This window comes from Paenibacillus sp. YN15 (assembly GCF_003285005.1).
Taxonomy (GTDB): Bacteria; Bacillota; Bacilli; order Paenibacillales; family NBRC-103111; genus Paenibacillus_AR.
In genome coordinates, this window is sequence record NZ_QMFA01000025.1 from 1 (window position 1) to 15233 (window position 15233).

General features: G+C 54.0%; 9 protein-coding genes. 7 read left to right on the plus strand and 2 right to left on the minus strand.

What is annotated here, in order from left to right:
* Window positions 1-160 precede the first annotated feature (160 nt).
* From DQG13_RS18875 to DQG13_RS18895, 5 genes are all read left to right on the plus strand, one after another.
* A complete protein-coding gene (locus tag DQG13_RS18875) occupies window positions 161-2533 on the plus strand; it encodes a helix-turn-helix domain-containing protein (protein ID WP_181592840.1) in 2373 nt (790 codons plus the stop codon).
* Window positions 2534-2798: 265 nt separating this feature from the next.
* Window positions 2799-4436: an extracellular solute-binding protein gene (locus DQG13_RS18880; RefSeq protein ID WP_258525758.1), complete on the plus strand. Its 1638-nt coding sequence runs from the start codon at window positions 2799-2801 to the stop codon at window positions 4434-4436.
* A 72-nt stretch (window positions 4437-4508) separates the two neighbouring features.
* Window positions 4509-5468, plus strand: coding sequence for an ABC transporter permease (locus tag DQG13_RS18885; RefSeq protein WP_113021348.1), 960 nt, complete (start codon window positions 4509-4511; stop codon window positions 5466-5468).
* 14 nt (window positions 5469-5482) lie between these two features.
* Window positions 5483-6364, plus strand: a complete 882-nt coding sequence (locus tag DQG13_RS18890; RefSeq protein ID WP_113021349.1) for a carbohydrate ABC transporter permease — start codon at window positions 5483-5485, stop codon at window positions 6362-6364.
* Between the two features lie 177 nt (window positions 6365-6541).
* Complete coding sequence (locus DQG13_RS18895) at window positions 6542-9817, plus strand: glycoside hydrolase family 2 protein (RefSeq protein ID WP_113021350.1); 3276 nt, start codon at window positions 6542-6544, stop codon at window positions 9815-9817.
* A gap of 89 nt (window positions 9818-9906) precedes the next feature.
* Here DQG13_RS18895 and DQG13_RS18900 read toward each other — a convergent pair whose 3' ends face one another.
* Together DQG13_RS18900 and DQG13_RS18905 are read right to left on the minus strand one after the other, a co-directional pair.
* Window positions 9907-10752: a formylglycine-generating enzyme family protein gene (locus tag DQG13_RS18900; RefSeq protein WP_258525759.1), complete on the minus strand. Its 846-nt coding sequence runs from the start codon at window positions 10750-10752 to the stop codon at window positions 9907-9909.
* Between the two features lie 15 nt (window positions 10753-10767).
* Window positions 10768-13005, minus strand: a complete 2238-nt coding sequence (locus tag DQG13_RS18905; RefSeq protein WP_113021351.1) for a right-handed parallel beta-helix repeat-containing protein — start codon at window positions 13003-13005, stop codon at window positions 10768-10770.
* 386 nt (window positions 13006-13391) lie between these two features.
* On the opposite strand from DQG13_RS18905, the gene DQG13_RS18910 reads away from it, so the two are divergent.
* Together DQG13_RS18910 and DQG13_RS18915 are read left to right on the plus strand one after the other, a co-directional pair.
* Window positions 13392-14315, plus strand: a complete 924-nt coding sequence (locus tag DQG13_RS18910; RefSeq protein ID WP_397334006.1) for an ABC transporter permease — start codon at window positions 13392-13394, stop codon at window positions 14313-14315.
* A gap of 21 nt (window positions 14316-14336) precedes the next feature.
* Window positions 14337-15221, plus strand: a complete 885-nt coding sequence (locus tag DQG13_RS18915) for a carbohydrate ABC transporter permease (protein ID WP_113021353.1) — start codon at window positions 14337-14339, stop codon at window positions 15219-15221.
* Window positions 15222-15233: the final 12 nt, after the last annotated feature.

Genomic DNA, 15233 nt, shown 5'->3' on the forward strand with positions numbered 1-15233 from the left:
CGCGTGCTAGTACCGTGCCCTTATAGGGCTGATGGAAGCCACCGGCTAAGCCGGTGGTTATGACTTGGCAGCGCATGCAGCCCCCCTTGTTGTTTTGGACCGGGCTTGCATGTAAAATAAAGGGGACTTATGCGGGGAGCGCGGGGATAGGAGAATGGGAATGGAAACAAAACGAAGGAAATGGTTCAACGGGCGGAGTGTGCTGCTCACATGGTCTTTGTCCTATCTGGCCGTGCTGCTGCTTCCGGTGGTCTTAAGCGCCATTGTCTACGTGCAGTCCAGCAAAATGCTCACGGATGAAATTCATCTGGCCAACAATTCACTGCTCAAGCAGCTAAGAGAGCTGATGGACAAGCAGATTGAGGCGGTGGACCGGCTGAATTTTGAGCTGAGCTGGAATACGAAGGTCCGGGAGCTGGTGGATCAGCACAAATATACCACCTACCCGGAGGAATACCTGTATGATCTCCACAATGCCACCAAGGATTTGGTGCTGTACCAGTCTGCTTATTCCGAGGCGGATTTATTCTATATTTATCTTGCCCAGCGGGATGCGGTAATGCTGCCCGGCGTGTACCGCGATACCCAGTTTGCGTATAATGAGCACCACCAGTCCTCCGATTTGAGCTACGAGGAATGGATCGCCATTCTCCGCAGGGACAAGTTCAAGGGATTTGTCCCCATGAAGCGGGTTTTGGACAGAGGGGGCTCCGTTCCCACCCTGGCTTATATCAACACCTATGACTATGAGGAAGGCAAACCCTCCGGCGCCAATGTGATTATGATTGACCAGTCCAAGATATTGACGGCGATTAATAATATCCAGGACTTCAGCAAGGGCCTGGTTCTAATAACGGATGCGGACAATAAGGTGCTGGTATCCAGCTCGGAGTCCGGCCTTCTCTCCCAATTGCCCTTCGGCAGGCTGCCGGAGGGAGGGGGGATGTTTTTTTGGGAGTCGGAGGGGCATAAATATGAGGTCTTCAACATTCCGTCGGCGGTGTCGAAGCTTCAGTACATTTCCATCATCCCCAGTGAGGTGTATTGGAAAAAAGCGCAGCTGGTCCGCAATCTCACCTTTATGAGCATAGCGGCAAGCCTTATCGGAGGCGGGATTTTGACCTTTATCTTCCTGCGTCTGAACTACAATCCCGTGCAGCGGCTTGTGCGCGCCTTCAGGAACAAGTCTGTAGGGGAAAAGAGCGGCAATGAGTTTCTGTTTATCCAGCAGGCGGTGGACAGCACGTTGAGCGAGATGGATCATATGATGCTGGAGATGAAGAAGCAGCATCATACTCTGCGCTCCAATTTTGTCACGCGGCTCCTGAAGGGAAAGCAGGACAACGGGCTGCCGCTGGAGGAATCCCTCGCCGCCTTCGAGATGGAGCTGCTGTCGGACCGGTTTGCCGTTCTGCTTTGTTATATTGAGGATCACGATGTTTTCCTGGAGCGGATTCAGGGCAAAAGCATGGCGGAGAAGCTGAAGCTCCTGTATTTCATCGTCACCAATGTGGTGGAGGAATTGATCCATGTCCGCCACCGCGGTTATGTGACGGAGGTGGATGATGAGCTGGCCTGTCTCGTCAGCCTGTCGGCCACGGCGCCGGAGGAACAGATGCAGGATATGCTCCAGGCGGCCAGGACCGCCCAGGAATTCCTTGCAGACAAGTACAGCATCTACATTACCGTTTCCCTAAGCCGGATTTACAGCGGATTGGACCAGGTCCACCAGGCTTATCAGGAAGCCCTATACGCCATGGAATACAAGCTGGTGATGGGCAAGCAGGAGATTCTTCCCTACGAGGAAATTGAACGGTATACCACCAGGGCGGAAACGGATTCCGGCTATTATTACCCCCTGCAGCATGAACAGCAGCTGATGAATCATGTGAAAGTAGGAGATTTCGCCGCGGCCAAGGGGGCGTTGGAGGAAATCCTGGAGATGAACTTTGCCGGGCATTCCGTTTCCGTTCCGGTTGCCCGCTGCCTGATGCTGGATCTGGTGGGTACGCTGATTAAGAGCATCGGGGAATTGGGGGCCGCCCAGGACAATATCCTGATCCAGAATCCCAGGCGGATTGAACGCCTGTCCGCTTCGGAGACGTTGACGGAGATGCGGGAGCATCTCACTGAAATGCTTCAGGAGGCATGCGATTATGCGGAGGCAAAGCGTATGCAGAATGTCCAACTGAACCGCCAGCGGGCGCTGGACGGCCTGATCGGCGAGGTGTCGGCGTATATCGATGAGCATTATGCCGATCCCGGGCTGAATGTATCTGTGCTGGGGCAGCTGTTCGAGATGAAGCCTACTTATTTGTCCAAGCTGTATAAGGATCAGACGGGCGAAGGGCTGCTGGAGGCGGTGAACCGGAAGCGGATCGCCTACGCCAAGCAGCTGATGTCCGCCGGCAAGCTGACGGTGAATGAGGCTGCCGAGAAATCCGGCTTTAACGATGTGGGCACCTTCATCCGCACCTTCAAAAAAATCGAAGGCATCACTCCCGGCAAGTACAAGGAAATTCATGAGGAATAATATTTTTGCCGACCCTGCTCCGGACTATTCTGCTCCGGTCAGGGTTTTTTTGCGCTTAAACCGACGTCTTGTCATGGGTTTTGGACCATATGCGCATCCTTTTGGAGATATTGCCGATTTCGCCGATGCCGATTTCAATTCCATTGGATGTACTGAAGATATACAAGGGAAGCGGGGAAACTTATAGTAAAGGCATGAGCTGCGGCAAGCAGGCTCTTAACGGAAGAATCACATTTTACGGATCAAAAAAAGGAGGTTAATAAGAGTGCGGAAAACATTCAGAAAAACAGTGCCCGCTCTGATGGCATTCGCAATGGTGGGCGGAGCGCTGGCAGGATGCTCCGATAAAGGCGGGGAGCAAGGCGCGGCATCACCGGCTGCGGGAGGTTCAGCGGCACCTGCAGGGGCAGTTGCGTATCCGCTGCAAACGGATAAAACCCTGACTTACTGGGGAGCATTGCCCAACAACCTGGTGGGAGTCAAGTCCAAGCATGATGAGGTTCCTTTTTATCAGGAATGGCAGAAGCGGACCGGCGTAAAGGTGAATTTCACCACACCCCCTGCCAACCAGAGCAATGAAGCCTTCAACGTGATGCTGGCTTCCGGGGAATTGCCGGACATGCTGGAATACAACTTCTTCAACTTCCCCGGCGGACCGGAAAAAGCCATTAAAGACGGCTACATTATGAAGCTGAATGACCTGATTGATAAATATGCCCCTAACTATAAGAAGTATCTGAAGGAGCATCCGGAAGTCGATAAGATGGTCAAAACCGATGAAGGCAGCTATTATGCTTTCCCCTTTATCCGGGGCGATGATTCCCTTCTCATTTTCCAAGGCCCTGTGATCCGCAAGGACTGGCTGGATGAGCTGGGACTGCCGGTTCCGGAAACCATCGATGATTGGACTGCAACACTGAAGGCTTTCAAGGAGAAAAAGGGAGCCAAAGCGCCCATCTCCTTCGTGGGCAAACCCCGGGTATTCAATGAATTGGGCAATGGCGCTTTTGTTGGCGCCTTCGGTGTAACCCGCGACTTCTATCTGGAAAACGGAACGGTCAAATTCGGACCGGCGGAGAAGGGCTATAAGGAATTCCTGGCGCTCTTCCGTCAATGGTATGCCGACGGCCTGCTGGACAAGGATGTAGCCACCGTGGATTCCAAGGTGCTGGACGCCAATATTACCTCCGGCGCAACAGGCGCAACCTGGGGCAACGCCGGCGGCGGCATCGGCAAATGGCAGCCTCTGCTGAAGGAAAAGGATGCCAAGGCTTCTGTCGTAGGAACTCCTTACCCGGTTCTCAAAAAGGGCGACACTCCGAAATTCGGCCAGCGGGATTATGCGTTCTCCACCGGCGGCATGGTGGCCATTTCGTCCAATTCCAAAAACGCCGAGCTGGCTGTGAAGCTGCTGGATTACGGCTACAGTGAAGAAGGTCAACTGTTCCATAACTTCGGCACCGAGGGTGTCAGCTACAAGATGGAGAACGGCTATCCGAAATATACTGATCTGATTATGAAGAACCCTGACAAGCTGGCGCCTGCCCAAGCCATGAGCCTTTATATCAGAGGAAATACTATGGGCCCCTTCGTCCAGGATAAGCGGTATTCCGAGCAGTATCTGAACATGCCTGAGCAGCAGCAGGCGGTGTCCATCTGGCAGAAGACGGATATGGCCAAGTATCAGCTTCCGCTGGTGACTCCGACGCCGGAGGAAAGCGCCGAGTATGCCAAGATCATGACCGATGTGAACACTCTGGTGGATGAAATGACCCTGAAAATTATTCTGGGGGCGGAGCCGTTGGATTCCTTCGAGAAGTACGTGGAGAAAATGAACTCCATCAAGCTCTCCCGCGCCATCGAGATCAAGAAGGCGGCGCTGGACCGCTACAATAAGCGGTAAGACGCAAGGAGGAGCCGGGAGAAGCAGAGTATTTCTTCTCCCGGTTTTATAGAGAAGGAGGAGTGGCAGGAGATGTCCAAAGTGACAGCGATTAGCGGACACGAGGCCGTAATTGACAGAAACAGCTTCAAACACCGGTTTGGCCGGGATTTTAAGCTTAACAAGCTGCTGTATGCGATGATGATTCCCGTTATTGCATATTACATTATTTTTCACTATTTTCCCATGTACGGAGCGGTTATCGCCTTTAAGGACTATTCCCCCATGAAGGGGATTATGGGCAGCGATTGGATTGGCTTTGCCCATTTCAAGGACTTCTTCGGCAGCTATTATTTTTGGCGGATTCTGACGAATACTGTGGTTATCAGCGTCTATTCCCTGATTTTTATGTTCCCGGCTCCGATTATTCTCGCCTTGCTGATTAATGAAGTGAAGAACCAAGCTTTTAAGCGGGTTGTCCAAACGGTTTCCTATATGCCGTATTTTATCTCCCTGGTTGTCATCTGCGGCATGATCACCGACTTCACCAACAGCAACGGCATTATTAATACAATCTTCTCCTGGTTCGGCTATGACGGCGCAGCCATGCTGCAGAAGCCGGGTTTGTTCCGCCCCATCTATATCTTCTCGGAAATTTGGCAAAAAATCGGCTGGGATTCCATCATCTATATCGCAGCGCTGATGGGCATTGACCAGGAGCAATATGAGGCAGCCCGCATTGACGGCGCCAGCCGCCTGAAGCAAATGCTGTATATCACCCTGCCCGGCATTCTGCCCACTATCACCATTATGTTCATTCTGCGGATGGGCAATATGCTCAATGTCGGTTTTGAGAAGATTATCTTGCTGTACAATCCGGTGACGTATGAGACGGCGGATGTTATTTCTTCCTTTGTATACCGGAAGGGGCTCTTGGAATTCGGCTGGAGCTACAGCACCGCAGTGGGGCTGTTCAATTCGATTGTTAATCTATTGCTGTTGGTCTCGGCCAACTATATCAGCCGCAGAGTCAATGACAGCAGCCTGTGGTAAAGGAGGGTTCATTCATGCACAGCAAAATCGGCTCCGGAGAAAGAGCCTTCGTTGTCACCATATATGTGCTGCTATCTGCTTTGGTTATTGTAACGTTATATCCGCTCTTGTATGTGGCGTTTGCTTCCTTCAGCGATTCCTCCCAGCTTATCGCCCACCGGGGCTTTATGTACAAACCCTTGGGCTTTAGCCTGGAGGCTTACAAAAGCGTATTCAACAATCCCGGCATCATCAAGGGTTATGGCAATACCCTGTTTATTCTGGTGGCAGGGGTGACGCTGAATCTGTTCCTCACCGCCATTGCCGCTTATGTGTTGTCCCGCAGAAATGTTATGTGGAACAACATGTTTACCATCCTCATCGTATTTACAATGTTCTTCCACGGCGGATTGGTTCCGTTGTATCTGGTGGTGAAGGGGGCAGGCCTCATTGATTCCTTGTGGGCCACGATTATTCCGTTTGCTGTCAGCACCTTCAACCTGATTATTATGCGCACTTCCTTTCAGGCTATTCCCGAAAGCCTGGAGGAATCGGCCAAGATTGACGGAGCCAACCATTTGACCATTCTGTTCCGGATTGTGCTGCCTTTGTCCATGCCGGTAGTGGCGGTTATGATTCTGTATTATGCGGTGGAAAAATGGAATGCCTGGTTCTACGCCTCCATCTTCCTGAAGGACCGCAATCTGTTCCCGCTGCAGCTGGTGCTCCGGGAAATCCTCATTGCCAACTCTACGGACACCATGACCTCCGGAGCCAGCTCCGGCGATCAATTCAAAATCGGCGAAACCATCAAGTATGCCACCATCATGGTGGCAACGGTGCCGATTCTGGTTGTGTATCCCTTCGTGCAGAAGTATTTCGTGAAGGGCGTTATGATCGGTGCGGTGAAGGGATAAAACACTGGACAGGCACAAGATAATGCAATTGAATCAAGATAGTCCAACCGCCCGCGGCCTGCCCCTCAAAAATGTCCCATTGCCGGAAGCGGCGTATGGGGGTACGCTCACTCTGCACACCTACGCGCTGATGCGATCCGCAATACAGCCAAATAAATAGGGTGGAGGGGTACGGATATGAATACGCAGGAAGGGAAGTCTCAGGTATATAACTTTAATTACGGGTGGACCTTCAAGGTGGCGGATGCGTTTCCGCTGGCGGCTGCCCTGGAGGCGTGGAAGGACAAGGCAGGCCGGTATTTTTACGAAAAGGAATATGATGAGCAGGCTTGGGAAGCGGTGGGCCTTCCCCATACCTACAATGACAAGGATCTGTTTGTGGACCGGATCAAGGATGCAGGCAGCGGGCAAAAAAGAACCTTCTCCTTCTACCGGAAATGGTTCCGCCTGCCAACCTCCCACCACGGGAAAAAGGTGCTCATCGAATTTGAGGGCATCCGTCAAACCTGTTATCTGTACATCAACGGCATAATGGCAGGGTATTACGAAGCCGGGATTGCTCCCTTCGCCTTTGATCTAACCCCCTACGTGAACTATGACGGGGACAACCTGATTGCCATCGCCACAGACAGCACCTCCACCCGGGATCTGGATTTCTTCGTGGCGGAGACGCCCAATCATCCCGATGCGGCGCCCGGCGCGTTCATCGACTCCTTGACGGAGCAGGAGCATATACCGGAATCGGCCCGGAGCGTCCGGTATTTCTGGAACTGCAATGACTTTAACCCTTCCGTGGGCGGTCTGACCAGAAGAATCCGGCTCCACGTAAAGCCGAAGCTGTATATCACCCTCCCGGTTTACAGCAATTTGCGGACCAAAGGGGTGTATATCTTCGGCTCGGACTATGATATCCCTCAGCGGAAAGCGGTTATTCATGTCCACGCCGAGGTCCGCAACGAAACCGGCTCCGGCAAGTCCGTTGTCTTAGAGAGCGTGATCTGCGACCATCAGGGCAGAGAGATCAGCCGCAGCTTATCCGGGCTGAACCTGATTCCCGCCGCCAAACTCCCGGCCGCGCCGCCCTTGGCCATTACGCCGGAGGATGCCTACCGCAAGGACGGGGAGAAATTCATCCCCCTGTCCGAGGATGAGGTGGCGCCCACCGCTACGGAGTCCGTTGAGGTTACGGTGGTGAAGCATTCGGCCGTCGTTGCGGGGCTGCGCTTCTGGTCGCCGGATGATCCTTATCTGTATACGGTCCACACCCGGCTGATGCTGGACGGGGAAGTGCTGGATACAGTGACCACCGTTACCGGCTTCCGCAAGGTTGCCTATGATGGGGACGAGGGACTCAAGATCAATGACACCCGGGTTTGGCTCACCGGGTATGCCCAACGCTCCTCCAATGAATGGGCGGCCGTAGGCATTCCCGCAGACTGGCTCCGGGATCTGGACGCCAAGCTGATCCGGGAGAGCAATGCCAACCATATCCGCTGGATGCATGTGGCGGCCAGCCCGGCGGATATCCGCTCCTGCGACCGGTACGGCGTGGTCTCTACCCAACCTGCGGGGGACAAGGAGCATGAGAATACCGGCAGGCAGTGGGATCAGCGGATGGAGGTTATGCGGGACATTATCATTTATTTCCGAAATAATCCGTCCATTCTCTTCTGGGAGGCAGGCAACAACTCCATCAGCAAGGAGCATATGCGCGAAATGCGCCTCTTGAAAGAGCAGCTTGATCCCGATGGCGGCCGGTTTATGGGCTGCCGCACTCTGAACACCGAGGATGTAGTCAGGGAAGCGGAATATGTGGGCACCATGCTGAACCGCCATGCAGGCCGTTTCCAATCCGCCAACATGCCGGTAACGGAAACGGAATACCTGCGGGAGGAAGCGCCGCGCCGGGTGTGGGATGATTTTTCCCCGCCGGACTATGACTACGACAATCTGTGGCTTGGCCGGGGCGGCCGTAAGCAGCCCGGAGGCGACTGTTACGATTTGACCTCCGAGGAGCTTTCCCTGTATGCAGCCCGGGGATATGCCGAGTTTTTCAATGACCGCATCGGCGGGGCCTCCGGCAAAAATTTCTACGCAGCTGCGGCGGCCCTATGCTGGACGGACTCCGCGCAGCACGGCAGGCAGGCGGCGTCGGAGAACGCCCGGATGAGCGGCCGGGTGGACCCGGTGCGCATCAAGAAGCAGAGCTTCGAGGCCTTCCGCACTATCCAGTCTCCCGTGCCTATGGTCAAGATCATCGGCCATTGGAATTATCCCCAGGAGGGCGGCGATAATTACCGGTATGCGCAGAAGGAGTTTGACGGGACCCACTGGCGCAAAACCGGCGAGTACGGCTTCCGCAATCCCAAGGATAAGACGGTGTATGTTCTGGGCAGCTATGCCATCGCCAGGGTAGAGCTGTTCATCAACGGGAAACCGGCAGGGGTTTGCGATAAGCCGGTGGATACCTTTGTGTTCCCCTTCGAGCATGTGGATATTACCCAATCCGGCTCAATTGTCGCCAAGGCCTATGATTACAAGGGCAAGCTGGCGGCGGAGGATGTGATTGAAACCGCCTCGGCGCCTTCCAGGCTGAGGCTGACTCCCTTCACAGGGGACCGGGGACTGCTGGCGGATGGAGCCGACATTGCTTATGTGGATGTGGAGGTTCTGGATGAGCAGGGCCGCCTTTGCCCTCTCGCTTATGACCGCATCGACTTCACCCTGGAAGGGGAGGGCGTCTTCCTTGGCGGATACAATAGCGGCCGCTTCAACGGCTTCGGCAAGGCAGACAGCGTTATTCACCGGAACCATGTGTATGCGGAATGCGGCACTAACCGGGTGTTCATCCGGTCCACCCGGAGGGCGGGGGAGATCAGGCTGACTGCGCGGATGAAGGATCTGCCGCCGGTGACGGCGGCCATTCATAGCCAGGCTGCCGATACCGCTGCTTTGGCCCGGGAGCAGCTCCAATGTCTTGCGCCCGTACATGGGGACCACGCACCTTCCTCCACGTATCCCTTCGAAGCCATCCCCGAAGCGGACGCGGCCAAGTATGTGCCGGAGGACAAGATGTATTGCAAGGTGCTGGTGGACGGCCAGGAGCCGGATACCCGCGGCATCTTAAGCGTCTATAATCATGGCAGCATCTACAGCCCCATCCTGTTCATTCTGGAGCGGATCAAAAACATGCGGCCGGAGCTGTTCGATTACGCCTACGATGCCGCAAAGGCGGTTCTGATCCTCACCTCCGGCGGCACCACCGTAACCGCAGAAAAGGGGCGCACCCATCTTCTCGTCAACGGCGAAGAGAATCTGCTGAACGGGGAGCCTTATATTCACAGGGACGCTTTTATCGTGGAGATCAACGCGGTCATTTCCTATATCAAGGGCGTAGTCGCCTATTATGACGACAATGTCCGGGTATTCCGGATCGAGCTTCCGATAAAATAAAAACAAACCTCTCCTTTCCAATGGCTGCTTGCTGCTGCCATCGGATAAGGAGAGGTTTTTGAATATAAAGTAAATTAGCACATATAATTCTAATCATCCCATAATACAAGCCTTAATCCAACACCCTCATGCTTCATATGCGGTCCCATGCAGTTCCGGTAGGAGGAGCGCGTATTAGCGGGATAATCTCCCCATGCGCCTCCACGCAGCACACGGGCATCCCCTGATGAAGGCCCTTGGGGGTCTGAAGCATTGCCGGGAGGATAGGGATTGCTGTACCAATCGCTGACCCATTCCTGAACATTGCCGTACATATCGTGAAGCCCCCAGGGATTGGGCTTTTTTTGCCCTACGGGATGGGGGGTGTTCCCTGAATTTGTGGCAATCCAGGCAAAGTCCTCCGCAAGCTTCTCTTGGTCTCCGAAGCTCCATGGCGTGGCGGTGCCTGCCCGGGAGACATATTCCCACTGGGCTTCGGTGGGCAGGGCAAACCGTCTGCCGGTCAACCTCCGCAGCTCCGCCACGAATCTCTGGCAATCCTCCCAGCTGACGGAATCTACCGGCAATTTGGCGCCCTTAAATCTGCTGGGATTGCTGTTCATCACCGCTTCCCACTGCTCCTGCGTCACCTCATATTTGCCCATAGAGAAGGCTGCGGTGAGGTTGACTTCCCGCACAGGGGATTCATCCTCATCGCCAAATTCCTGGGAGGAGCCCATTGTGAATGTGCCCGGCTGAATGGGCACAAACTCCATCTCCACATGCTCCCCCAGCTTCACCTTTTCCACAACCGCTGCCGTTAAAGGAGCGGTTGCGGCAGCTTCCTTGCCTCCATCAAACCTTGCGGATGCAAGGAAGTAAACCATGATGCCAACTGCCAGAATCCCCGCTGCCAGGAGCAGCATGGGCCTGGACCGGTACAGGATGCGCTTCATTCGCTTCACCGCCGGTTATTTCAAGGCTCTTAGGATCATCGAAGCGGCTTCGGCTCTGGTGGCATGTCCCTTTGGCCTGAAGCTGCCGTCAGGGTAGCCGTCGATGATGCCGTCCTTTTGGGCGGCCAGAACCTCCTTGGCTGCCCAAGCAGAAATCTCGGCCTGATCGGTGAAGGAGGCTTCGTCTGCTGCAGAAGCAAGCTTGGCTGCTTTTGCTGCCATCACAGTCATCTGCTCTCGGGTTATCAGCTCATCCGGTCCGAAGAGGGTATCACTGTAGCCGTCTGCAATGCCGTAGGCGTTTGCTGTGGACATATAATCCTTCGCCCAATGGTTTGCTGTATCGGAGAACACCTTGCCCGGTTTTTGCTCCAGCTTGAAGGCGGCAACCAGGATTTTCACAAACTCGGCCCTGGTAATGGGCTGGTCCGGCTTGAAGGTGCCGTCCGGATAACCGGCAACCGCTCCGGCATCAACCAGCTTGGCAATCTCCGCTTGCGCCCAGTGGCCGGCAAGATCCGTAAGCACAGCAGAAGGGGCAGGTGTGGCCGGTGCAGGCGCCGAGGGTGTGGGGGTAGGCGAAGGCGTTGCCGGTGCAGGAGCGGGAGCAGAAGGTGTGGGAGCGGGCGCAGGTGTACCGGTCCCTCCGTTGTCCCCGCCGTTATCGCTCTCTTCACCGGTTTCTTCCGCAGGCGCTGCGGTGACAGTGACGGTAGCGGTTGTACGATGCGCGCCGTCTGCCGCTGCCGCTGTGATTACTGCTGTTCCCGGGGAAACGGCAGTGATTGTAACAGCGGTTTTTCCGGCAGCCGGATTATAGACCGCCCCGGAAACAGTAGCGATACGGGGATCGCTGGATTCAAATGCGACCGTCTTATCCTGAGCATCCAGGGGGAGTACAGTGGCCTCCAACTGATCCGTTGCCCCGGCTGTCAGATTCAATGCCGTGCTGTTCAGAGCCACGCCCTCCTGATTCAGGTACCCGTAACCCAAACCAACAAGATCGCTGCCGCTGACCAGCTTCATAAACGTAATGTCAGGCAGGCTGCCGTCCGCTTTGCGCGGCAATGTCATCTGGGAGGCGTCCAGGCTCTGGAAGTCATCTGCCGATACAGCAACATCCATCGTCCACGAGTTAAAGCTTTCTTTTTCCGGCGGCAAATTGGCATTCATAATATCGGTTCCCTGGAAGGCGATATTGTAGTGCAGCTCTTCCCTGTATCCGGCAATATCGCTGTGCAAATCCTCCAATACGGTACGCTCCAGCATGTTGAAGTTGCCAGTTTTATTGTTGAACGCAGTATTGTAGGTCCAGACGGCGGCCTGCCCCAACTGATGGTTTGCATAGAAGCCGTTGGCGTTGTTATTGGCGGACAGACAATTTTTCACAATATGGACGGGAACCGGGTCAGGGAGCTTGTTGCTCCAAGTGCCGCCGCCCACCTTGAAGCCGTTGGAGTCCCCTCCGGCGGTCATATCGTAAGCCCAGCTGTTCTCAAAATAGATGGCCCCCGAGGAGCTGATGCTGTCGTAACCGTCATCGCTGTTATGCCAGGAGCGGCAGTTTTTCACCGTCACTGCATTGGCATGAAACCCGAATCCGTCCGTATTGCCGATGGAAGCGCTGGTTGGTCCGATGTTGTTGTACGCATCGCAATTGATGAGAGAACCGCTGCCCTGTGTTGTAAAATAAAAGCCGTTGGCCTCCGTATCATGGGCGGAAACCCGGTCAAAATGGGCATTCCCCTGAATCCGGAAGCATTCCGACTGCTTTTGGGTGCCGGTTTTTACGCCGGTAACCTCAAACCCCCGGAAAGTCACGTTGCTGGTTCCCACCGGAACATGAAACGCAGCCACACGCTTCACCGGTTCCACGCTGGAGAAATCAAACACCGGCTTTTCATTTTCATAAGCCTCATAAGTAATATTGCTTTTGCTCATCCGGTGCACATAATTGTAGTTGCTGTCTGTGGCGGCAATTTCGAAGGTATCATAGGTTCCTCCCCGCAGATAAACGGTATCGCCCTCAGAAGCGGCTGATTGCGCTTTCATTAGACTCCTGAAGGGAGCCTCGATGGTTCCCGGGTTGCCGTCATCGCCGTCCGGAGCCACATAGAAGCTTGCGGCATGGGCAGTTGCCGATAAAATGAAGGCCGCCGCAAACCCGGCTATGGCCAGTACCAATGTCTTGCCCAGAGCGCGTAAGAGAGAGGGGAACCATTTTGTAAGGCTGTTGTTTATCCGGCTTTCCATTTCTTCACTTTCCTTTCAATAAACTGGTTTTGGGTTCAAGTCTTGCAAATGAACGTATAAACGGGGAAGCTCTTCGGCCGACCCCTCCTCTCCGGTACGATTGATTCCAGAACATATTGTATGCGCAATCACAATTGCCTTCAATCGCACTTTCTTAAGGGGCAAAACGCCGAAATAGCACTTCCCGGGAATGATAGCACAATACTGTAAGGCCGCATTTTTCCTGTTAGTGCTGCCGCGGAAAGGGCCCTTAAAAATGTCCGGTTGTCGGAAACCGGAGGCTGCCACATAATAAAATCACACCGCTCGTCGACGCGCTGAACTTTTTGGAGGTGGAGGAAGTTATGAAGCAAGCGGCTGCCCAAGGCAACATCCAAACCGTGCAGATGACCGGCAGGGAGCGCAGGAATTCTTTATTGAAGCGGGTCCGCCGGGAAAAATGGATGTTCGTCTTGCTCACGCCCGGTTTACTGTATTTTCTGGTTTTCAAATATGTCCCCATGTGGGGTGTCCTGCTTGCGTTTAAGGACTACCAGCCTTTTCTGGGATTCATCAAAAGCGAATGGGTAGGGCTGGAGCATTTCCGCGTGTTCTTCGCCAATCCCGAATTTACTATGCTGCTTCGCAATACCCTTCTGCTTTCGCTTTATAATCTGATCTTCTTCTTCCCGGCTCCGATCATTCTGGCGCTTCTTCTCAATGAAATCCGGATGGCCTTCTTCAAACGGTTTGTCCAAACGCTTGTGTACGTGCCCCACTTTATCTCCATGGTCATTGTGGCCAGCTTAACCTATGTGTTCCTGACCACCGAAGGCGGGGTTGTCAATGAATTTCTGTTCCAGCAGACCGGCAGCAAAACCGACTTCCTCACCAATCCGGACTGGTTCCGGCCCATCATCATTATCCAGACCATCTGGAAGGAATGCGGCTGGGGGACGATTATTTTCCTGGCGGCCTTGGCTGGGGTGGACATGGAGCAGTATGAGGCGGCGATTATGGACGGCGCCAACCGCTGGAAGCAAACCTGGCATATCACTCTGCCTTCCATCCGCAGCACCATCGTTATTCTGCTGATCCTGCGAATGGGCAATATTCTGGACAATGGCTTTGAACAGATTTATTTGCTGCTGAATCCCCTCAACCGCGAAGTGGCGGAGGTGTTCGATACCTATGTGTACATGGTGGGTATTACGCAAGGGTCATTCAGCTACAGTACGGCTGTGGGCTTGTTCAAATCGGTGATAGGCGTGATTCTGGTCATGGGCACCAACTGGCTGGCCAAGAGGTTCGGCGAATCCGGCTTATATTAAGGAAGAGAGGAGGAAAGAGCATTGGCTAGACATTACAGAACGGTACCCGGCACCGCATTCGACATCGGCAATTATCTGTTCCTGGCCTTATACGGGCTGCTGGCGATATTCCCTTTTGTTTATATCATTGCAGGCTCCTTCGCCAGCGATGCGGAATTGACGGAGCGGGCTGTGTTCCTGATTCCCAAAGCCTTTACAGTTGCGGCTTATGAATATATTTTTTCCACCAATATCATCATGAGAAGCGTGTGGGTGTCCATCTATATTACGGTAGTGGGGACGATCTTCAATCTGATCTTTACCGTCACCATGGCTTATCCGCTGGCCCGCAAAGCCCTGCCCGGACGGAACACCTTCTTGAACCTGGTGATCTTCTCCATGCTGTTCGGCGGGGGGATGATTCCCACCTATCTGGTTATCCGGGAGCTGAATCTGCTGGACAGCCTGTGGGCCTTGATTATCCCCGGAGCCATCAGCGCCTTCAACCTGATTATCGTGAAGAACTTCTTTCAGGAGCTTCCTCCGGAGCTGGAAGAAGCGGCAAGGATTGACGGATGTACAGAGCTGGGATTATTGTGGAAAATCGTGCTTCCCTTATCCAAACCGGTGCTAGCTACCTTCACCTTGTTCTATGCAGTGGGTCACTGGAACAGCTTTTTCAGCGCCCTGCTGTACATTAACAATCCGGAAAAATGGCCCTTGCAGGTCATGCTCCGGCAAATCGTTATGCTGTCCCAGTCGGCGGCAGGGGATATGGCCAGCATGGACCCCAACTTTGTGAAACCGCCTGATCAGGCTATCAAAATGGCCGTTATCGTTATCGGCACAGTTCCCATTTTGCTCGTGTATCCGTTTCTCCAGAAGCATTTTGCCAAGGGTGTTATGATTGGTTCTGTGAAGGGGTAACGGCTTGCGATA